Origin of the sequence: Chlamydia abortus (assembly GCF_002895085.1) — a bacterium.
Classification (GTDB): domain Bacteria; phylum Chlamydiota; class Chlamydiia; order Chlamydiales; family Chlamydiaceae; genus Chlamydia; species Chlamydia abortus.
Map to the genome: position 1 here is coordinate 639,832 of NZ_CP024084.1, position 21,951 is coordinate 661,782.

Genomic DNA, 21,951 nt, shown 5'->3' on the forward strand with positions numbered 1-21,951 from the left:
ACGCTGGTAACTATGACTAATATCTTTTTATTCAATGACTATTCTCTTATCTTACATGGCTCACACAGAACTCAGAAATAAAATAAAAAAATAAAAATTGAAAACTATTTTTTGTCCAAAGAAGTCTAGCTCTCTCTTGTTTCTATATGGAGATATGTCCACATGGATAAAAAACCTTTTAGTTTTATCATTCCCATTCTATTTAGAAAGAAAAATCACAACATTTTTCCTTGTATGGATAAAGAAACCCTAGACAATATTTATAAGCATTTCCGTTATCGTTTTTTTAAATTAAGTATTCTCCCTGCATTTTTAGGATTATTGCTTATATGCACTCCTAATACACTGAACTATCAAGCTCCTAGTGTTATCCTTTCCGAGAGGATCTGCGGCAGCCTGCTCATTCTCTTAGCATGTGTTTCTTTCTATAAGCGCTCTCTCCTGTGGTTCGGTGTATTTGTAGGAACTTGGGTCTCTCTTTTTCCCTGTTTCCCAGAACGCTCTTCTATCGTATTTGCAAACGATACTCTAATCGGTTTTGCTATCTTTGCTGTTGTCTGCATTCCTCCTACACGTCCCGAAGCTTTAGAAGTCGGCCCAACTCTACCTGAAGGGATTTCCTATAACCCATCTTCTGGAGGACGTCGCGCTGCTGTTTTGATATTAAGTTTATTAGCCTGGCTACAGTCACGTTATTTAACAGCATCTGCCTTAGGAATATCCTCCAGTAGTTTTGAGTGCAGCTTCTTTGTTTATGCCATGATGATGACTGCCTATTCTTTACTTGTTGTACTCTCTCTGTCCGGAGGAGAGCGTCGTTGGCATACACGTCCTAAAGTCGTCATAGCCACAGCCATTACCCTCCTATCTACCATCATTCTCACTTTCATTCCTATTGTCACGCAACAACTCACCCTAGATTGCTGGCTATGCTTATGTCTCACCTTACAACCTGGTTTGGCGTTTGTTTTCGCTTACGATGAATTCAGAGCCACATTTACCTATCTAGCACGATTCCTCGGTAAAAAACGCGAGCTTATTCGTATATCTCTCTTTGGATCAGAATACTATAGGGATTCCCTCTTTTGGGAAGAACGCACCGTCTTGCCCTTTATCAAAGCATGCAAGCAAGCTTTTCAGGGTATTTCCTTTCCTATCCACCTTCTGATTACTATTGGCGTAACTATAGGATTTATCAAAATGAGCGATGAACTCGCCATTACAAATACATGGAAAAACTACACGAATATCTGCTGTTGGTTCATTATTGTTCTCTCTACTCTATCTTTTGCCGATAGTCTTCGGCACTTGCGCTGGCTCTGTGTGATTTTTTCAGCAGCGATCTTACTCTCTCCTGTGTTCTTTCATATTCCCCTACATGCGCCAGTCTTGATTCCTACCATAATCACAGGAATTGCTTTGATCTTTTTATCCGTAGGGAAAATACTACAAAAAAAGTAAGACGAGAGTCTGATTATGTGAGTAAAGGAGAAACTCCTAAAGACGCTTCTTCTTCTTGCCTTTGCTCTGCAGCTCGCGCTTCTTCCTCGGCTTCCAGGCGGTCGCGTTTTTCTTTGTCGTACTCGCTCGCATAAATATCCTCTTTAGCTCGGTCAACCCCCTCAGCAATGAGAGAATCATGTAAAGAAGATCGCGAAGAATCTTTCTCAGGAATCACCTTCAGGGTCTGCAATAACGTAACAAAAGAAAACCTAGGTGTATATTCAACCAACAAAACTTGAGATGCTATAAATCCAGCTACATCTTTTTTGGTGATCTTCCCTGTCTGACTATTACAGTAATGTAAAATCTGTACGTAATTACTTTCTGCCAATTGTTTATGCTTACTTAAAGCTGCCTTATGATACTGAAAAGCATACATCATTAAAGGAGCCGCAATCAGCACGAATAAAAGACACCCGGGAAGAAGAAAGGGCAAAAAGATATCAGAAACAAAAACCAATCCCTGAAGGGGATATCCCAACAAACACGATCCTATCAATACAAGTACCAAAGCAAAGATAAAGGCAAGGGTACCGACCACTACCAGAGGTCCCCCCTGACACCGATGTCTACGAATGTCGCCGTAAAGAGTAAGCTTTTGTTCTGAAGAGAGTAGAGTATAATCTAACTCAGGAGCAGGTAAATGGGATAACGGCAATGTCACGTTGAAAGACACTCCCGGATATCCTTTATGAGCAGGTGGACATTACTCGAAGAACGCGTTAAATCATTAAAGAACACAGGAACCAGCCCATGATTTTTAAGCACATAAAATGCATCACCAAGAAAAGCAACATCACGAAAATCATGCGTAACAAGAATCACGGTTTTATGGTCTTTTCTTGCTAGTCTTAAAATGTACTTATACAACTGTTCTTTCGTCGTAATATCTAAAGAAGAAAAAGGTTCATCTAAAAGTAATATTGGCTTTGGAGATAAACATTGACAAGCCAATGAGACTCTCTGTTTTTGACCTTCAGAAAGTTCATCAGGATAACAATCTAATAAATCACCTAAATTGAAGCTTTCTACTACCTCAAGCAACTTCTCAGGAACGATAGGAAAACGCTTGTGTTTCCCTCCTAATTCAGAGTGTAGGTGTATATTTTTCAATACAGTTCGCCAGGGAAGCAACGTCTGTTTTTGCTGCATATAAGCAACATCCGTTTGTTGCACAGGTTCTCCTAACCAAAGAATTTCCCCTGCAGCTGGTGCTAAGAAATTAGCTATTAAACGAAATAAGGTAGTTTTCCCAGTCCCAGATACCCCTAAAATAATAGTAATCTTTCCCGGATAAGATATAAAAGAAGCGTTCCGAAATATGAGCTTGTCAGAATAAGAATAGCCAAGACTTTTGACTTCTAACATGTAGAAACCACAGAGTTTAAAGGGAAGTCAGCTTGCGGTTACCAAGACTTGAACTTGGGACCTCGACATTATCAGTGTCGCGCTCTAACCAACTGAGCTATAACCGCGAGTTTGGAGACTAGGAGAGTCGAACTCCTGACCTTCTGAATGCAAATCAGACGCTCTACCAGCTAAGCTAAGTCCCCGTCTATTCTTCTCTTATTGTGATCAAAAAAGAAAAAGTTATCTTAATAACTAAGGGATTTAACCTCAACCAAAGAATTAGGAAAAAAACAAATTAATGGGTTAAACAGATTTCTTGGAGAACACTTTTCAATAGAGAATCCGTGTAAAACTGACTAGTTTCACTTTGTAATTGTAGCCAAACTTCATTACTGGACGACTCTAAAGGATGAGGTAAGAGAATATTGACTCCTAAACAAGGAACGCCAAATTCATAACATACCTGGGCAACAGCTCCTCCCGCACTATCAAAATCTTGAATTTCAGAATACATTTGTTGCAGCGATAGAAAGTAATTCTTCGACATGGTGAAGGCCTCGCCAGTAGCTATAATGCCTTCTGTAAGATCATGTTCTGTAGATGTTGTAGGTTTTAAGTAGCCATATGTCTTCAGTAAATGCTCTATAGAGTGTTTATGCATGGCAAGAAACTTTCTCCCTCCAATCTTGGCAGCCTCCCTATACGCTTCGCTGGTAGAGAAAATACTCTGATGTATATTGGGAATTTCAAATCTTTTGAAAAAGGGACGTACATCAGAATCATAGTTAACATACCCATGAGAAATCAGAACATTCCCAAAACGACCGGTTTCCGAGCGTGAGTAACATGTCCCTATAATCAAGATAAGCTCGACTCTATGCTTGAGAATCATATTACAGCTAATCACAGCAGCAGAAACTTTATTTGGCCAAAAAGAAGACATAACTAAATATTTGCCGAAATAATCCCCAGAATAGTACGTCCGCTTGCCTTCTATTGTCTTCTTACTATTAGCAAACCAAGGGATGGGGCACGTGGAATCTGATGATTCGGAAATCTCAGGAAGAGCAAAGATAATGCCTATACGCGAGATACAGGAGCGTGTTTCTCACTGAAAATATCTATAGAAGATGCTTCTAAAGAGATAAGGGAACAACAAAAAAACAACGGCTAAAACAACGCGAAGAACCATAACAATTCCGCTGATAGAATTCTGGCTCTTTATAGAAAAACATCGTATTTAAGAGAATGAAAAAGCTAAAGTGAAGATAGCTCTTTCGAACCTAGAGGTAGCGAAAAACTAGACTCGAAAGAGCTAATCTTCGATGCATTTTTAATTCATAACACAGCACTACACGCGTTTTTCAAAGTCTAACTTTCTTTTTTAAATCTAGATTTCTTGCCTCACGTACTTTAGTAATTTTAAACGATTTTGTGAATGTCTCGTATTCTTTATCTAAAGCTTTAGCATTCTTATTTTTATAAACTACGAAAACCTGATATAGAGTGTGATTGACCGAAATCAACATTCCCCTGAAATAAATATCTTCACAAGATATCCAAAATTCTAAAGCCTTGTGTCCCTGTACCTCTTTTGCCTGCATAAATAGGACTTGTGATTCTGGAAGCGCCTGGAGCATCCCAGCAAACCCTTCTTGAAGATTTAATTCCGGACGACTCACGTCCACCTTCTCAGGGTACTCCCATACAGATACAACATAAACAGTGTTATCTGCTTGCGTTTCTGTAACGTATGTGTCATAGCGTATGGTAAGTTCCGATTGAGGAATCTCTATGACCTGTCCCGAATGTTCTGGATCTCCAGGGAACTCCGCAGAAAAGCCACAACTTTTCGTATAATCATACCGTTTCCACGGTAGACCATCTTTGATCTTAGAAACTAACACGTCACCGTCTTTTATCTCCTTATCAGAGAACCAACTCTTCATTTTAGAGAGAAAACCCGTCTTGGATTCTCCCGCAACTAATGAGGTTGGGTATAGAGCTTGTAGAGATATTAATACGGTTAATAAGAACTTACTGACTTTTGAAAGCATAATAAAATAAAATACGTTTATTAATTTAATGATATAACTTCCGCGACTTTTTATTATAAACAAAATACAAAAAATCAAATTCATCAAAAACCTTGTGTTTTATAAACCCTCCAATAATAATCCCAACTGTAAAAAATCTTAGACACTAAGGAGTTTCTGCGGCTTATGGAAGAACAGACATTTATCAGTAAGAAGGTGGGAGTTTTACCAGCGAGATGGGGTAGTGTAAGATTTCCTGGGAAACCCTTAGCCATGATCCTGGGAAAGTCCTTAATCCAAAGAACTTACGAAAATATCATCCAAAGCGAAACACTAGATAAAGTAGTTGTAGCTACTGATGATCAACGCATTATGGATCACGTTCTAGATTTTGGTGGTGCGTGTCTGATGACGAGTCCAGAGTGCGCTAATGGTACCGAACGTATGGCGGAAACCGTATCGCGTTATTTCCCTGAGGCTGAGATTATGGTGAACATCCAAGGAGATGAGCCCTGTTTACGCCATACTGTTGTCGATGCCCTTGTAAGAAAACTGGAAGAGCATCCAGAAATTCAAATGGTGACTCCCGTGGCCCAAACCACAGATTCTCATGAAATCTTAACAAATCAAAAAGTAAAATGTGTTTTCGATAAAAATGGAAAGGCTTTATATTTTAGCAGGAGCCCTATTCCACACATTTTAAAGAAAGAAACACCAATTTATCTACATATTGGCGTGTATGCATTTAGAAGATCTGCTCTGTTCAGTTACATTGCTTCCGCTCCTTCTCCTCTAAGTCAAGCTGAAGATCTTGAGCAACTACGTGTACTAGAACACGGTGGATCCATTCATGTATGTGTAGTGGAAGCTAAGAGCCCTTCGGTGGATTATCCAGAAGATATCAGTAAGGTGGAAGAATACTTAACATGTCATTCAAGTGCATCTTTTTAACAGGAGGAGTCGTATCCTCCTTAGGCAAGGGATTAACTGCTGCCTCACTTGCTCTACTACTAGAGCGACAAGGACTTAAAGTTGCTATGTTAAAACTGGATCCTTATCTTAACGTCGATCCAGGAACAATGAATCCTTATGAACACGGTGAGGTTTACGTTACCAATGACGGTATAGAGACAGATCTCGACCTTGGTCATTATCATCGCTTTTCTTCAGTAAACCTATCTAGGTATTCTACAGCGACTTCAGGGCAAATCTATGCCCGAGTAATTAAAAAAGAACGCGATGGGTTGTATCTAGGAAGTACAGTTCAAGTTATCCCGCACATCACTAACGAAATCATCGAAGTTATCTTAGAGTGTGCTAGGGAAAATCATCCCGATGTATTAATCGTAGAAATCGGTGGTACCGTTGGAGATATAGAATCCCTACCTTTCTTAGAAGCTATCCGACAATTCCGTTATGAGCATGCTGAAGACTGCTTCAGCATTCATATGACCTACGTACCTTATTTACAAGCCGCAGGAGAGGTAAAAACCAAACCTACGCAGCACTCCGTCCAAAGTTTGCGAAGCATTGGCATTATTCCTGATGCGATTCTCTGCAGATCTGAAGCTCCTTTAAGCTCAGAAGTAAAAAAGAAAATCAGCCTATTTTGCAATGTTCCTAGTACCGCGGTTTTTAACGTTGTCGATGTGGAACATTCCATATACGAAATGCCCTTAATGTTATCTCAAGAAAAGATCTCTACGTTTATCACAGAAAAATTAGGACTGTTTACTAAAAAAGAAGATCTAAGTGATTGGGAAATGTTAGTAGAACGTTTGCGCCATCCTCTTCCTAATAAGATACGCTTAGGTTTAGTCGGTAAATACGTACAACATAAAGACGCGTATAAATCTGTTTTTGAGTCTATCACCCACGCCGCTTTAAGCTTGAATTGCTCAGTAGAGTTATTCCCTTTAGACTCTGATGATCCGCATTTCCTTGAAACCTTAGAACTCTGTGACGGCTGCCTGGTCCCCGGAGGTTTTGGGTCTCGAGGTTGGGAAGGGAAAATTATTGCCGCCAAGCTGTGCAGAGAAAGAGGGATCCCTTATTTTGGAATCTGCTTAGGTATGCAGGTTCTCGTTGTTGAATATGCTCGTCACGTCCTCCATCTAGAACACGCAAACTCTACAGAAATGGACAAAGATACACCTGATCCTGTGATTTGTATGTTGGATTGGCAAGCTTCATTAATCGCTACAGGCGGTACGATGCGTCTTGGAGCCTATCCCTGTGCATTATCACCAGGAAGTAAAGTATACGCGATGTATGGGCAACCTGAAATTATGGAACGCCATCGCCATCGCTATGAAGTGAATTTCAACTATATACAACAATTAAAAGATCACGGATTGGATATTGTGGGTACGTGCCCAGAACAAGGACTTTGCGAAATCGTAGAAATCAAAGATCACCCTTGGATGATAGGAGTACAATTCCACCCAGAATTCCTTTCAAAATTGATCAAGCCTCACCCACTCTTTGTAGGCTTTATCGAGGCAGCACTTCTTCACTCTAGGAATAAAACTTATGTCTAATCCTCAGGTAGCAAAAGTTTTCCTTGGTGTAGATTATGGAGAGAGGCGGATAGGTCTAGCCTACGCGGCCTACCCCCTGGGCATTAGTTTGCCCATAGGGTTTATAGCAACAGGAAAAACACTAGAAGCCACAGCCAAGCTTCTCGTTGGAATTATTCAAGAACGCCGCGTTTCCACTGTGGTATTAGGCAATCCTCTCCCCATGCAAAAAGGGCAAAAATCCGCCTTACAAGAAGATATACTCAAGCTATCCTCTTTACTCCAAGAGTCCTGTCCTGTTGAAGTTATCCTTTGGGATGAAAGGCTATCCTCAGCACAAGCAGAACGGATGCTAAAAGGAGACTGCGGACTCAGCAGGAAAAAGAGAAAAGGAAAAACCGATAGCATCGCTGCAACCCTGATTCTGACTAGCTTCTTAGAACATTCTCCTCGCTTACCCTCTTAATCTGGTTGCAGCTATATATTCCTTGACAACAAGGACAAAGTCTTACCCGTTTATTAAAACTCGTTTCATCTTTTTTTCTTATATAAATTATTTAAATTCAAGGATCAATAAAATTACTTTGAACAAAAAACTCAAAAATCTTAACCTGCTATCTTGAAAGTTCCGCAATCCACTTATCCTTCTAAAAGATTTGCAGTACAATCAGTACGGCACAGTGGGATAAGTCACAGTGTCTTTCCGTTAAAAAATGACATTGAAGGTATTTGCTTTTTTTATGAAATACACATGGTGGTTGATTGCTGTTGTACTCACGTCTTCAATTTTAGGAGGCTGTTTTTCAACAGCCTTAAGATCGTCAAAAACCCTTACGATTGCCATCCATGACGACCCGGAATCTTTATCCCCTGAACAAGCGAAACGTGCTTTAGATCTTTCTGTATCTAAACTTATTTTCGAAGGACTTACAAGAGAAAATCCGAACAAACATAATCAAGTAGAATTTGCCCTAGCAAGTCACTATACCGTATCGGCAGATGAAAAAACCTATACGTTCTTTATCAAACATGGGGCCCTATGGAGTAACGGCACTCCAATCACATCTCAGGATATTACTCGGGCATGGCAACATGCAAAAACTTGCTCTCCTCACCACCAAGCATTTGAAGGTATCCAGTTTAAAGCCTGTTCGCCATCCAGCATTACCTTAACACTCGATTCCCCAAATTCTAATCTACTGCAATTGCTCGCTTTTCCAGCATTTTCTGTTTTCAACCCCGAAAATTTGAATATATTTAGTGGGCCTTTCCAGTTAATCACTTACAATCCTGGGCATTGCCTCTTATTAGAAAAAAATCCTTACTACTATGATAAAGACAAGGTCCTGATCTCCTGTGTTAACTTATTAGTTATTCCGGATTTGTATACCGGAGCTCTTTTACAAAATCGTGGAAAAATTCATTGGTTAGGGCAACCCTGGCATCAAGGGTTGACAAAAGAACTGAAAGAAAATACTCCCTACCACTACACTTGCTACCCCGTAGAAGGAGCTTTTTGGCTTGTACTGAATACAAAAGATCCAGTTTTATCTCATATCCATAACCGCTACAGATTAGCCGCCGCGATTAATAGAGAAGAAATTATAGATTATGCTCTACAAGGCAACCAAGATCCCGCCTATACACTATCTAGGCAATCCTCTCCGCAGCACCCACAGAAAAAACAAAAACTGATTACCCCCACCGAAAAACTGACTCTAACCTATCCTTCAAATATTTTACGATGCCAACGCATCGCAGAAATTCTTAAAGAACAATGCAAATCCGTAGGGATTGAGTTATTTCTTGAAGGATTGGAATACCATGTTTTCTTAACCAAAAGACAAATGTGTGATTTTACTATAGCTACGGCAACAGGAGTCGCTTATTACCCAAGCGCTTCGCTAATCCCACAAGCAGACAGGTTAATTAAAAACTTAGAGATTATTCCTATCTACCATATGAGCTACGATTATATCACTCTATCTCCAATAGAGAAAATTATTCATAATGCCTCTGGAGCCGTCGATCTTAAATACGCACGCTTACCTTAAAAACTCGCCAAAAATACAACAGAAAATACAATTTTTTTCACAAATTCAAAAATTGGAAATTATTTTTTTAATCAGTAATCTAACTCCAACTGACTATTTAACTTGAGGACAATCCTGTGGTGCTCCGATTTAGCAAACATTATGCAATCTACTTCCTCTGTTTTTCTAGCTTGCTTCTCACGAGTTGCCATCATCAACAGTCTCCACAAAATGCTGGTCGGTGCTTGAGAATTGGCATATCGTATGATCCTGTTTCCATCGATCCTAGATGCACTTATCTTAAAAAAGACGTTTCCCTAGCCAAAGCCCTTTACGAAGGCTTAATTCGAGAATGCATTTCTCACGATCATGTGATCCTAGGCATGGCGGAAACATATACAGTGTCTGACGAAGGCTATGTGTATACCTTCAAATTGAGAAATACATCATGGAGTAATGGCGATCCATTAACAGCTCACGATTTCGAAGAATCTATAAAACAAATCCACACGAAAAACCTCCCGATATCCTACCACAACCTTCTATACATTATCAAAAACTCTAAAGCAATTATGGAAGAGAGGTTACCTATAGAAAAATTAGGAGTTAAAGCTCTGGATGAGAAAACATTAGAAATTACTCTAGAACATCCCTCGGAAAATTTCATTGAGATGGTCGCCCATCCGTTGTTTTTCCCAGTCCACAGTTCTCTAAGAGAGCACTATGCCAATCCAAAAAACCCACCCACCTATATTTCTAATGGCCCTTTTCAATTGAGTGATGTGCAACCGCAAAAACATCTGAAAATGCAAAAAAATATACACTACTACGATGCAGACAAAGTACAGATCGATACTCTAGTCTTTACCATCATGTCAGACTCTCATACTGCAGCAAAATGCTTTAAAAATAACCTGATTGATGTTTTAGGCAATCCCTGGATAGCAAAAATCCCGCAAGAAATATTAAACAATACACCTAAAGAGATCACTCACGTTTATCCAGTTTGCTCAACTTCTATATTGATCTATAACCTCAACATGCCTGTACTACAAAATAAAGCTCTAAGGAAAGCTTTAGCCTATGCTATTGACAAGGAATCCCTCCTGCCTCTACTCAATGCAGCCAGAGTTGCCCACTCTTTTTTACCTCCGGAATTATCTGAAATCCACAATCAAAAAGTACTCAGCAAAGAACAACGAGAAAAAAAAGCCCGAGAATACTTTGAAGAAGCAAAATCTACTCTATCAGAAAAAGAACTCGCTGAACTCTCTCTTATTTACCCTCAAGAATCCAGCGTTTTTTCGTTCGTAGTTCAAGAACTACAACAACAATTTAAAAATGTTCTCGGTATACACATACCCATTCAAGGGGTTGAGTACTTTTATTTTTTAGAAAAAAGAAATAAAGGAGATTTTTATCTATCCGTAGGAGGATGGATTGCAGAATATCTCCATGCTAGAAATTTCCTTACTATCCTGGGGAACCCAGAAAATGCAGAGACAAGCCATCAATTAGGAAAATGGAATAATCAGCAGTTTAATAAAATCTTAGAAAAGTACCATACGGCAACGTTCACTAAGAGAGATCAAATCCTAGCTGAAGAACTTATCGAAGAAGATCTTCCCGTATTCCCTCTATACCATTTCAACTATATTTACATTGCCCATCCGCGAGTCAAAAACCTCAATATCTCCCCTTTAGGACATGTTGAACTGAAAGAAGTGGAAGTTCTTCCTACGTGACACAACCTCTAAAAACTTTTTACAAAATGATAACGATGTCTTACAAACTAAAATATATTTAATATAAACACCTAGTTTTAAGATATTTAATCAGATGATTATATTGATAGAGCGACTCTAATTACACAATTGGGTAAAATAAAAACCGATTGTGAAAACCTCGGGTAAGCATCCAACATGCTTTTTAAATAGACGACAAAAACAATGCACAAATTCCTAACCCCCATTCTATCGGTTATTCTATTTCTGGGAATTTCATCGCTATGCACAAGTTGCTATAGACATACTTCTAAACACCAGAACTCTCTAAAAATAGCGATGAGCCACGATCCTATGTCTTTAGACCCGAGAAGTGCTTGCCTAAGTAAAGATATCTCTATAGCCCAAGCTCTCTATGAAGGTCTTGTGAGGGAACGTTCTGCAGGTCCTGAGCTCGCTCTTGCACAGTATTACACAGTATCCAACGACCAAACAGTCTATACTTTTTATCTTAAAGAGGCTTCATGGAGTAATGGAGATCCTGTAACTGCTTATGATTTCGAAGAATCCATAAAACAAATTCATAAGCTCGAAGTGGCTTGCTCATCAAATTTTCTTCTCAGTGTGATTAAAAATTCGCATGCTGTGATGAGTAAACAGATGCCTGTGGACACCTTGGGAATTCGCGCAGTCAATGCATCGCAATTGGAAATTACCCTAGAAAAACCTCTTCCCCACTTTTTAGAGATTCTTGCCTATCCGATTTTCTTCCCTGTCCACAAATCCCTCAGGGAATTTTCTGCCTCAAGAGGAACCAAACTCCCTAATATCACAAATGGCCCTTTTCTCATTGAAGATTACCAACCTCAAAACAAACTGATCATTAAGAAAAATCCCCTGTATCACGATAAACACGCGGTGCATCTCGATACCATCACTTTCCAAATTGTACCGGACACACATACAGCCACACAACTTCTGCAAAAAAATCTCATTGACTGGGTGGGTTCCCCATGGAGTTCTCCCATTTCTAAAGAAGACCAACACCATATCCCGAAAGATAAGTTGCACAATTACCCCGTGCTAGGAACAACAGCTCTCATATGTAACCTAAAACATAGCCCAACGAATAGCTTAGCACTACGCAAAGCCCTCGCCTATGCCATTGATAAAACTACCTTACTGCAGTTTATCAGCCATGGAAAGGTCGCCGAACATTTCCTACCGCCAGAACTCTCACAACTCCCTAAACAATCTTATCAATCACCAGAAGAACGTAAAGAATTAGCACGCGCGTATTTTAAAGAAGCTGAAAAAGAACTGTCACCCAAATGTATCGCAGAATTATTGATCATTTATCCTTTGGAATCTGCATGTCTGAACGCTATTGTTCAAGAGATACAACAGCAAATCAAAAACGTTCTAGGGATTCATGTCCCTATCCAAGGCATGGAATATCATTGCTTTTTAGATAAAAGACGTCGCGGAGACTTTACCCTAGCTACCGGAAGATGGATAGCAGACTATCCAAGGCCAACATCGTTCCTTTCCATCCTCGGCAATCTTAAAAATGACGAGCCAACAAAGTCACTAACAAAATGGGAAAATACCCAATACAATCGTATCCTAACGACTTTACTTTCAAAAGATGAAACAATGAAAGATCAAATCATCGCTGAAGAGCTCATCGAAGAAGATCTTCCTATTATTCCTCTTTACCATTTTGAATATACTTACGCAGCTAACCCTAAAATTCAAAACTCCTACACCTCATTGCTCGGACATATCGACCTGAAAGAAGCAGAGATTTCAAAATAATATGTACTTCGTATAGGTGGAAAAAAACATCTTGGGTTTGGACTTAAGTCAAACAAAATATTGACTTAAACTTGAAAAAAAATACCTTAACAGCAACTCTCCACTCGAATCAATGAATTATTTTATATTGAAGCTACGATAAATCAGAGATATAATACTTGAGGTGAGGTAAGGTTCTAGATCATGAATCCTTATTGACTTATCAATGACATCAAAGGTGTAGATAATGTTCCGTTATATAAAGAAACGCCTGGTATTTAACTTGCTTTCTTTATGGATTATCCTAACCCTAACTTTCCTCGTCATGAAAACCATTCCCGGTGACCCATTTAATGATGAAAGTAGCAACACCCTGTCACAAGAAACTCTACAGATCCTGAAGTCCCGCTACGGATTAAATAAGCCCCTATATCAGCAGTACATTCATTATCTCAAATCCTTAGTCACTTTAGATTTTGGGAACTCCCTTGTTTACAAAGATCGTAGCGTAACGAGCATTATCGCCACAGCATTTCCAGCCTCAGCAATTTTAGGACTTGAAAGTCTCCTACTTTCGATTTCGGGAGGCATATCCCTAGGAACTCTGGCGGCATTAAGAAAGAAAAAACAAGGACGCTATATCCTTCTTTCTTCTATTTTACAGATTTCCATTCCAGCTTTTGTTTTAGCTACCATGCTGCAGTATATTTTCGCAGTAAAAATCCCCATTTTCCCCATTGCTTGCTGGGGAAATTTCTCCCACACGATTTTGCCGTCCCTGGCTTTAGCCATAGCGCCGATGGCCTTCATCACACAATTAACTTTCTCATCCGTCTCTTCAGTCTTAAATAAAGACTATGTGTTGCTCGCCTATGCTAAAGGACTCTCTCCAATAAAAGTGATACTTAAACACATTCTTCCCTACGCCGTGTTTCCTACCATTTCCTACGCTGCATTTCTTGTAACTACGGTGATGACAGGAACATTCGCTATAGAGAATATTTTCTGCATACCAGGTTTAGGAAAATGGTTCGTCTGTAGTATTAAACAGCGCGATTATCCAGTAACCCTGGGATTATCAGTATTTTATGGAGCTTTCTTTATGTTAGCTTCCCTACTTTCAGATCTCATACAAGCCATAATAGATCCTCAGCTGCGCTATTCCTATAAAGAAGCTGATAAAAAAGTGAGTTTCTCTCAAGAAAGTGAACATCTCTAACACAATTCATAGCATTTAGGTGAAGAATAAACAGAAACTAAAAGAAATAAATAAGGCTATTGAAAAACTTCATGGACATTCCTTTAAACTCTTCTCAACCCACTCTATGGCAACGTATGACAGGAAATACCATGTTTATGGTAGGAGCTTCATTGCTAACCACCTTAATCATAGGAGCTGTTCTTCTTCCATGGATTTACCCTAATTACGAACAGACATCTCTAGAATACACCCTACAATCACCGGGAAGTATGTTTCCTTTTGGGACCGATTCTCTAGGGCGTTGCATGCTAGCAAGAACGGTTCAAGGTTTACGCCTGTCCCTGCTTATTGCGGTTACGGCCACCCTTATCGATGTCTTCGTAGGACTGTTTTGGTCTACAGTAGCATTATCTTCAGGGAAAAAAGTGGCTTTCCTCATGATGCGCATGACGGAAATCTTATTTTCCATTCCTAGAATCCCCGTCATTATTCTTCTTCTTGTGATTTTTGATCACGGAATCCTTCCTTTGATTCTTGCTATGACACTGACGGGGTGGATACCTATAGCACGCATTATCTACGGACAATTTTTATTATTAGAAAATAAAGAATTTGTGCTTTCCGCAAAGACGATGAATGCCTCTACATTTCACATTCTCAGAAAACATTTACTTCCTAACACGCTCACTCCGATCATCTCCACATTGATCTTCACTATTCCTGGAGCCATTTATACAGAAGCGTTTATTAGTTTTTTAGGTTTAGGTATCCAACCTCCTCAAGCCAGTCTAGGAACATTAGTCAAAGAAGGTATCAACGCTATTGACTACTACCCATGGTTATTTTTCTTTCCCTCATTTTTCATGATTACACTCTCGATAAGCTTTAACCTCATCGGGGAAGGAGCAAAAGCACTATTCATCGAGGAAAATTCTCATGGCTGATACCTTACTCAACATACAAAATCTTACGATAGCCTCAAACAATCCACGTAGATTGCTCATAGATAATCTCAGCCTTTCCATTAAAAAACGGCATAGCCTAGCGTTAGTTGGTGAAAATGGCTCAGGAAAAACAACAATTACTAAAGCGATTCTAGGTTTCCTTCCAGATAACTGTGAAATCTTAGAAGGAAATATCTTCTTTGAAAATACGAATTTAAAAACCCTGTCCTATAAAAAATTTCAAAAGATCCGCGGGAAGAAAATAGCGACAGTACTGCAAAATGCCCTTGGATCTCTTACGCCATCTATGCGTATAGGAGCACAAATTGTAGAAACCTTACGACAACATAATCCCATCACAAAAAAAGAAGCGTATGCAAAAGCTTTAGAATTACTCACAAGCGTATGTATCCCGAATCCTGAACGATGTTTTCACCTTTATCCTTTTGAATTAAGTGGAGGTATGCGACAACGTACCGTAATTGCGATATCTCTTGCGAGCTCTCCTGAACTTATTCTTGCTGATGAGCCAACAACAGCTCTGGATTCTGTGTCTCAGGCTCAGATATTACGTATATTGCGTAAAGTGCATAAAGAACATCATACCGCCATGTTGTTAGTTACGCATAATCTCGCTTTAGTCACAGAACTTTGTGATGACATCGCCATTATTAAAGATGGCCAACTTGTAGAAACAGGCAGTGTAAAAGAGATCTTCTCTTCTCCACAGCACCCTTATACAAAACGTCTTCTGAAAGCTGTATCAAAAATTCCCCTAACTGCTTGCTCTTCGCCTATTTTAAAGGCAAAGCTCGAAAATTTAAGAAATACAGATACTCCACAGACAATATATGACTAACTTAATTACTATAAAGAATCTATCCATTGCCATTAGGAAGCAAGTCATTCTCAATGACATTAACCTAGACCTCAAAAAAGGAGAATGTCTGACTGTTGTCGGTGCGAGTGGTTCAGGAAAGTCGTCTCTAGCTTTGGCCATTTTAGGACTCATGCAGCCCAATCAAGGGACAATTACCTTTCACGTTGACCCTAAAACACCCAAGGCAAAAACCGTACAAATTGTCTGGCAAGACATACACTCGAGCTTAAATCCTACAATGAGTGTTGAAGACCTCATTTTAGAACCTCTCCATATCATAGGCACCTACTCTAAAGAAAAACAAAAAGAAAAAATCCTGAGTGTCTTACGTCTCGTTAACTTACCTTTATCAGTATTACGATTAAAACCTCATAAGCTGAGTGGAGGCCAAAAACAACGCGTGGCAATTGCAAAAGCTTTAGTTTGTGAGCCTGATCTCCTTATTTGCGACGAGCCCATATCCGCTCTAGACACCCTAAATCAATCACTCATCTTAGAACTTTTCCAAACAATAAAACAGCAATGTGAAAGCACTCTTCTATTCATTACCCACGACATGTCAGCAGCATACTATATTGCAAACACCATTGCTGTTATGGATAAAGGATCTCTTGTAGAATACGCACCTAGAGAAAAAATTTTCACCGATCCTAAACATCAAAAAACCCAAGAACTTTTGGATGCTATCCCCCTATTTTCCCTAGAAGATACCGAATGTAACCATAGCTATACGTCTCATGAGAAAGTACTCATTTAAAAACTAAACAAAAAATTCGACACTGCCTGAAAACCTAAAGTTCTTTGTAGTATGTGAAAAGTTATGTATACTGCGATCCACGCTCATTTTATGATTTGCCTGAAATTAGATGTTTGTAAAGCAACAAGGACAAGGATACAAACAGTCTTACCAAACCACCTAAAGATCTACGACTCAATAACGTAGGAAAACCGTTATTGAGTCCTTTAGGCATGACGTGTAAATCGTTGACAGGAAGAAGTTGGGCGTGCTACGAATCAAACTAACCGCCGTTAGCATGGAGCATCATTGACGATGGAAATTTCTCATATCTTGGAAGACCTCGCTTACGATGAAGGGATACTTCCCAGAGAGGCTATAGAAGCTGCGATCGTCAAACATGCACAAATCACTCCCTACCTGCTGCAAATTCTTGAAGACGCTACAGAACGCGTGCCAGAGTTAATCAACGACGGCAGCTATCAAGGGCATCTTTATGCTATGTATTTGCTAGCACAGTTTCGAGAAACTCGAGCTCTTCCATTAATTATTAAGCTCTTTTCTTACTCTGATGATACACCTCATGCCATTGCTGGTGATGTGCTTACTGAAGATCTCTCAAGGATCCTTGCCAGCGTATGTGATGATGAATCTTTAATTAAAGAGCTTATCGAATCCCCAGGCATTAATCCTTATGTAAAAGCCGCAGGAATTTCTAGTCTTGTGCATCTTGTAGGAATAAAAAAAATCTCTAGAGAGGCAACTATCCGTTATTTTGGAGAACTGCTAAACTACAGATTAGAAAAAATTCGTTCTTTTGCTTGGGATAGTCTCATTGCTGCTATATGCGCTTTGTATCCCGGGGAATTATTCTACCCGATTAGCAAAGCTTTTGATGCCGGTCTTGTAGATATAACTTTCATAAGCATGGAAGATGTAATAAATATCATAAATGAAGAAACTATTGAGTCCTGTCTTCAGGAACTTTTGTCCTCACCAGAACTCATTAACGACACCCTAGAAGAAATGGAAAAATGGCTCGAAGATTTTCCTATAGAGCCTTAAACCCTCTCGGGATTTTCCAACAGACTATAACGCAAAGAGGTCCCAAGTGAAAAAACAAAAACGATTCCTGTCTCTTTTATTTCTCACATTTGTACTCTTAGGCATATGGTTTTGTCCTCATCCCGAAGCAATCAATCCTAACGCTTGGCATCTATTCGCTGTATTCACAACGACAATTTTAGGTATTATCCTGCAGCCCGTGCCTATGGGAGCCATAGTCATTATCGGGATTTCTACACTGCTACTTACGCAAACACTAACCCTAGAACAGGGTCTATCGGGATTTCATGATCCTATAGCTTGGTTGGTCTTTCTATCCTTTTCCATAGCCAAAGGCATTATTAAAACCGGTCTCGGAGAACGCGTGGCTTACTTTTTTGTAAGTATCTTAGGGAAAAATCCTCTGGGCTTAAGCTATGGGTTGGTCATTACAGATTTTCTATTAGCGCCTGCGATTCCTAGTGTTACAGCACGATCCGGGGGGATTCTCTATCCCGTAGTGATGGGGCTATCAGAATCTTTCGGAAGCTCCGCAGAAAAAGGAACAGAAAGCCTGATCGGCTCCTTCCTAATCAAAGTTGCTTATCAAAGTTCTGTAATTACCAGTGCCATGTTTCTAACTGCTATGGCCGGTAACCCTTTATTAGCCGCTTTAGCAAGCAATGCAGGCATAGCACTGACTTGGGCAACATGGGCAAAGGCAGCCGTATTCCCCGGATTATTGAGTTTAGTGCTGATGCCTATCGTCCTTTATAAGCTCTACCCACCGACAATTACCTCTTGTGAGGAAGCCATTCGCACAGCAAAATTACGTCTTAAAGAAATGGGCCCTTTGAAAAAAGGAGAAAAGATCATCTTGATGATTTTTACTTTGCTTGTTGTTCTATGGACATTCGGAGACCTACTAAGAATATCAGCGACTACAGCAGCATTAATTGGCCTATCACTGCTCATCCTGACAAATATTTTAGATTGGCATAAAGATGTCATGGCCAATACCACTGCCTGGGAAACATTTATTTGGTTCGGGGCTCTGATTATGATGGCATCGTTCCTCAATCAATTGGGTTTCATTCCCCTCATTGGAGATAGCGTAGCCGCAGGAGTTGCAGGACTATCTTGGAAAATTGGCTTCCCTATTCTATTCTTGATGTACTTTTACTCACATTACCTATTTGCAAGTAACACAGCGCACATCGGCGCCATGTTTCCTGTATTTCTCGCTGTTTCCATCGCTTTAGGGACCAACCCCATTTTCGCCTGTTTAGTACTCGCTTTTTCCAGTAACCTGTTTGGAGGACTCACTCACTATGGTTCGGGACCGGCACCCCTATACTTTGGATCACAACTCGTTTCTATTAAGGATTGGTGGCAATCTGGTTTTATTCTCAGTATTGTCAATATTGCCATTTGGGTAGGTATCGGCAGCCTGTGGTGGAAAATTCTTGGTCTTATCTAAGAAATATTCCTCAAACAGCGAGAAAGAAAACCTTCTAACCAGAAGGTTTTCTTTTATTCGATAAAGAAAAACACAGCGAATTTACGAAAATACTGTATCCATTAACTGTTATGCAATCGAACTCCAATGATCTCAATGACGTAGTTATCCCAGGCACCCCGCCACTCCCCAGGGAACTACAAAAATTCCCCTCTTTGATTCCAACAAATGATTTACGATTTTCCCCTAAGTTTGATGCCGACGTTGCGAAGCTTTTCCCTAATACCTATGACAGTCCTTACCTAAAATTTACTTCAGGAACTCCTGACCAACCTGTTCGCCCACTAAAAGTCGGTGTGATGCTATCGGGAGGTCCCGCTCCCGGAGGTCATAACGTTATTTGGGGATTACTTCACAGCTTAAAGAAAATTCATCCCGACAGTTCGCTCATCGGTTTTCTTAATAACGGCCAGGGGATTCTAAATAATCATACAATAGAAATTACCGAAGAATTCATGGAGTGTTTCAAAAATTCCGGAGGATTCAACTGCATAGGCACAGGAAGAACAAATATCATCACGGAAGAAAATAAAGCTGTATGTTTAAAAACAGTACAGGCTTTAGACCTGGATGGTTTGGTCATTATTGGCGGTGATGGTTCGAATACAGCAACTGCTATCCTAGCAGAATACTTTTCTCAGCATCATCCTAAAACGTGCGTTGTAGGCGTCCCTAAAACTATTGATGGTGATCTTCAACACCTATTTTTAGACCTCACCTTTGGATTTGATTCAGCAACAAAATTCTATTCCTCGATTATTAGCAACATTTCTAGAGATACGCTATCTTGCAAAGCGCATTACCACGTGATCAAGCTGATGGGCCGCTCTGCATCGCACATTGCTTTAGAATGCACTCTACAAACACATCCAAATATCACTCTTATAGGAGAAGAAATCGCAGAAAAGAATGTTCCTCTAAATACGATCATCCATAAAGTCTGTTCCATCATTGCTGATAGAGCCGCTATGGGGAAATACTACGGCATCATTCTTATTCCTGAAGGCATTATCGAATTCATCCCCGAGATTAACAACCTGGTGAAAGAAATCGAAAGAATCCCTGAGCATGCTGATAAATTTTCTTCTCTATCCCGAGAATCTCAAAAATTACTAAAAAGCTTCCCGGAAACTATCGCTAAACAACTCCTGAATGATCGTGATGCTCACGGGAACGTCTATGTATCTAAAATCAGCGTGGACAAATTGCTTATCCACCTCGTAGATAACCACCTGAAGAAACATTTTAAAAATGTTCCGTTTAATGCGATTTCTCATTTTTTAGGTTATGAGGGAAGGTCCTGCTTACCAACAAAATTCGATAATACCTACAGCTACGCCTTAGGCTATGGCGCAGGAGTTCTTACTTATAATCGCTGCAACGGCTACCTCACTGTCATCGAATCACTTATCAATATTGTAGATAAATGGCGGCTACGCGCTATGCCTATTGTAAAAATGTTCACAACAAAGAAAAAGTCGGATGGAACTATAAAACCTCTGATAAAAAAGAGTTTAATTGATATTAGCAGTCCTGCTTTTGTGAAGTTTAAACTCTATAGAAAGATATGGGCTCTAGAAGATTCTTATCGTGTTTTAGGACCATTACAGATTGACACCCCACCAAACTCTCATTCCGATCATTTTCCTCCTCTTACTCTCCTCCTCAATCATAATGAATGGCAAAAAAGGTGTTCTATATGTATGGAAATCCCTGACTGTGATTATTAATTTCCACTCGCGATATCACACGATGATGCCATAAGAAAGTGGAGTTTATTATCGACGAATTCTTTTTAAAAAATTAAATTTACGCATAAATACCGTCTTCAACCTAGGGAAAGTACAACGGAATGAGCACTACATGCCATAAACACGAACATCGTCATGTGATTACATTTAACATCCTCAATAACATTACCACTTTTGGTGTTCTCCATATACCTGCACAGGTGTCTCCTCCCTATCCTTTGGTCATTACCCTGCATGGATTAGCCTCAAGTAAAATAGGTTCTAAACGCCTGCACGTACGCCTTGCCGAAAAATTGTCAAAATGTAGCATTGCAGTTTTACGTGTGGATTTTCCGGGACATGGAGATGCAGAAGGCGATCCCTATGACTTCTCGTTCAGCGACTATGTCTTAAGTGCCAATGAAATTATTTCTCACGGCTATGGCTTAAACCATATCGATACAAAAAATATCGCGGTTTTTGGTTCTTCATTGGGAGCGACTTTATCTTTGTTAAATATGTCTACCCTACACTATGTAAAAAGCCTTGCAGTATGGGCACCGACCATTCAAGGGGCTGTATGGCTACAAGAAGCTGTTCATCTTCCCAATAACCTAATTACACATTCACCATCCTCAGAAGATATTTTTTATGGAGGTATGCGCATCAACAAAACGTTCTGTTCCCAATTCATTGACATGGATGTAACTAAGGAAATCCCGAGATTTTCTGATTCTCTATCTATACTCTACATGCAAGGAGAAGATGATAACGTCGTATCGTTACATCACCAAAAAATCTTCTCTGAGGCTATCAGTCACAAACCCAATCCTTATGAGATACGCGTCTATCCCCATACGGGCCACCATATTCCTCAGTCTTGCTCTATGTTATCGGAACTTGTACAATGGCTAAAACATCAACTTATTCCCTAG

18 protein-coding genes, 2 tRNA genes and 1 pseudogene are annotated in these 21,951 nt (G+C 39.8%); 15 read left to right on the forward strand and 6 right to left on the reverse strand.

Annotation, left to right across the window (positions count from 1 at the left end; translation table 11 throughout):
• Window positions 1-234: 234 nt before the first annotated feature.
• Window positions 235-1,461 (forward strand): SPW repeat domain-containing protein, encoded by a 1,227-nt coding sequence (locus tag CHAB577_RS02970; RefSeq protein ID WP_173024179.1) that lies wholly within the window; start codon window positions 235-237, stop codon window positions 1,459-1,461.
• A 13-nt stretch (window positions 1,462-1,474) separates the two neighbouring features.
• Here CHAB577_RS02970 and CHAB577_RS02975 read toward each other — a convergent pair whose 3' ends face one another.
• The 6 genes and pseudogenes from CHAB577_RS02975 to CHAB577_RS03000 form a co-directional block, all read right to left on the reverse strand.
• Window positions 1,475-2,179 carry a hypothetical protein gene (locus CHAB577_RS02975; protein WP_011097167.1) on the reverse strand — a complete coding sequence of 235 codons (705 nt, stop codon included), beginning with the start codon at window positions 2,177-2,179 and terminating at the stop codon, window positions 1,475-1,477.
• Window positions 2,164-2,871, reverse strand: a complete 708-nt coding sequence (locus tag CHAB577_RS02980) for an ABC transporter ATP-binding protein (protein ID WP_011097168.1) — start codon at window positions 2,869-2,871, stop codon at window positions 2,164-2,166. The genes CHAB577_RS02975 and CHAB577_RS02980 overlap by 16 nt, the downstream gene beginning before the upstream one ends.
• Window positions 2,872-2,904: 33 nt before the next feature.
• Window positions 2,905-2,978 (reverse strand) — tRNA-Ile (locus tag CHAB577_RS02985).
• A 5-nt stretch (window positions 2,979-2,983) separates the two neighbouring features.
• Window positions 2,984-3,056: transfer RNA gene (locus CHAB577_RS02990), tRNA-Ala, on the reverse strand.
• A gap of 92 nt (window positions 3,057-3,148) precedes the next feature.
• Window positions 3,149-4,045: pseudogene (locus tag CHAB577_RS02995) on the reverse strand (5'-methylthioadenosine/S-adenosylhomocysteine nucleosidase family protein).
• 172 nt (window positions 4,046-4,217) lie between these two features.
• Window positions 4,218-4,910 (reverse strand): hypothetical protein, encoded by a 693-nt coding sequence (locus tag CHAB577_RS03000; protein ID WP_006344191.1) that lies wholly within the window; start codon window positions 4,908-4,910, stop codon window positions 4,218-4,220.
• A gap of 165 nt (window positions 4,911-5,075) precedes the next feature.
• On the opposite strand from CHAB577_RS03000, the gene kdsB reads away from it, so the two are divergent.
• The 14 genes from kdsB (at window position 5,076) to CHAB577_RS03070 (ending at window position 21,951) form a co-directional block, all read left to right on the forward strand.
• A complete protein-coding gene (gene kdsB / locus CHAB577_RS03005) occupies window positions 5,076-5,840 on the forward strand; it encodes a 3-deoxy-manno-octulosonate cytidylyltransferase (protein WP_011097169.1) in 765 nt (254 codons plus the stop codon).
• A complete protein-coding gene (locus CHAB577_RS03010; protein ID WP_006344193.1) occupies window positions 5,816-7,429 on the forward strand; it encodes a CTP synthase in 1,614 nt (537 codons plus the stop codon). The genes kdsB and CHAB577_RS03010 overlap by 25 nt, the downstream gene beginning before the upstream one ends.
• Window positions 7,422-7,874 carry a Holliday junction resolvase RuvX gene (ruvX, locus tag CHAB577_RS03015; protein ID WP_006344194.1) on the forward strand — a complete coding sequence of 151 codons (453 nt, stop codon included), beginning with the start codon at window positions 7,422-7,424 and terminating at the stop codon, window positions 7,872-7,874. Before CHAB577_RS03010 ends, ruvX begins: the two co-directional genes overlap by 8 nt.
• 274 nt (window positions 7,875-8,148) lie before the next feature.
• A complete protein-coding gene (locus CHAB577_RS03020) occupies window positions 8,149-9,462 on the forward strand; it encodes an ABC transporter substrate-binding protein (protein ID WP_041461363.1) in 1,314 nt (437 codons plus the stop codon).
• A gap of 116 nt (window positions 9,463-9,578) precedes the next feature.
• Window positions 9,579-11,186: a peptide ABC transporter substrate-binding protein gene (locus CHAB577_RS03025; protein WP_011097171.1), complete on the forward strand. Its 1,608-nt coding sequence runs from the start codon at window positions 9,579-9,581 to the stop codon at window positions 11,184-11,186.
• A gap of 204 nt (window positions 11,187-11,390) precedes the next feature.
• The gene (locus tag CHAB577_RS03030; protein WP_011097172.1) at window positions 11,391-12,983 is read left to right on the forward strand and encodes a peptide ABC transporter substrate-binding protein; all 1,593 of its coding nucleotides are present in this window, start codon (window positions 11,391-11,393) and stop codon (window positions 12,981-12,983) included.
• Between the two features lie 226 nt (window positions 12,984-13,209).
• Window positions 13,210-14,181 carry an ABC transporter permease gene (locus CHAB577_RS03035; protein ID WP_011097173.1) on the forward strand — a complete coding sequence of 324 codons (972 nt, stop codon included), beginning with the start codon at window positions 13,210-13,212 and terminating at the stop codon, window positions 14,179-14,181.
• 71 nt (window positions 14,182-14,252) lie between these two features.
• Window positions 14,253-15,107, forward strand: coding sequence for an ABC transporter permease (locus CHAB577_RS03040; RefSeq protein ID WP_041461332.1), 855 nt, complete (start codon window positions 14,253-14,255; stop codon window positions 15,105-15,107).
• Window positions 15,100-15,966: an ABC transporter ATP-binding protein gene (locus CHAB577_RS03045; RefSeq protein ID WP_011097175.1), complete on the forward strand. Its 867-nt coding sequence runs from the start codon at window positions 15,100-15,102 to the stop codon at window positions 15,964-15,966. Before CHAB577_RS03040 ends, CHAB577_RS03045 begins: the two co-directional genes overlap by 8 nt.
• The gene (locus CHAB577_RS03050) at window positions 15,959-16,744 is read left to right on the forward strand and encodes an ABC transporter ATP-binding protein (RefSeq protein ID WP_011097176.1); all 786 of its coding nucleotides are present in this window, start codon (window positions 15,959-15,961) and stop codon (window positions 16,742-16,744) included. Before CHAB577_RS03045 ends, CHAB577_RS03050 begins: the two co-directional genes overlap by 8 nt.
• A gap of 288 nt (window positions 16,745-17,032) precedes the next feature.
• Window positions 17,033-17,788, forward strand: a complete 756-nt coding sequence (locus tag CHAB577_RS03055; RefSeq protein ID WP_006344202.1) for a DUF1186 domain-containing protein — start codon at window positions 17,033-17,035, stop codon at window positions 17,786-17,788.
• Between the two features lie 46 nt (window positions 17,789-17,834).
• Window positions 17,835-19,247, forward strand: coding sequence for an anion permease (locus CHAB577_RS03060; RefSeq protein WP_011097177.1), 1,413 nt, complete (start codon window positions 17,835-17,837; stop codon window positions 19,245-19,247).
• A gap of 110 nt (window positions 19,248-19,357) precedes the next feature.
• Window positions 19,358-21,016, forward strand: coding sequence for a diphosphate--fructose-6-phosphate 1-phosphotransferase (locus CHAB577_RS03065; protein WP_011097178.1), 1,659 nt, complete (start codon window positions 19,358-19,360; stop codon window positions 21,014-21,016).
• 122 nt (window positions 21,017-21,138) lie between these two features.
• The gene (locus CHAB577_RS03070) at window positions 21,139-21,951 is read left to right on the forward strand and encodes an alpha/beta hydrolase (protein ID WP_041461333.1); all 813 of its coding nucleotides are present in this window, start codon (window positions 21,139-21,141) and stop codon (window positions 21,949-21,951) included.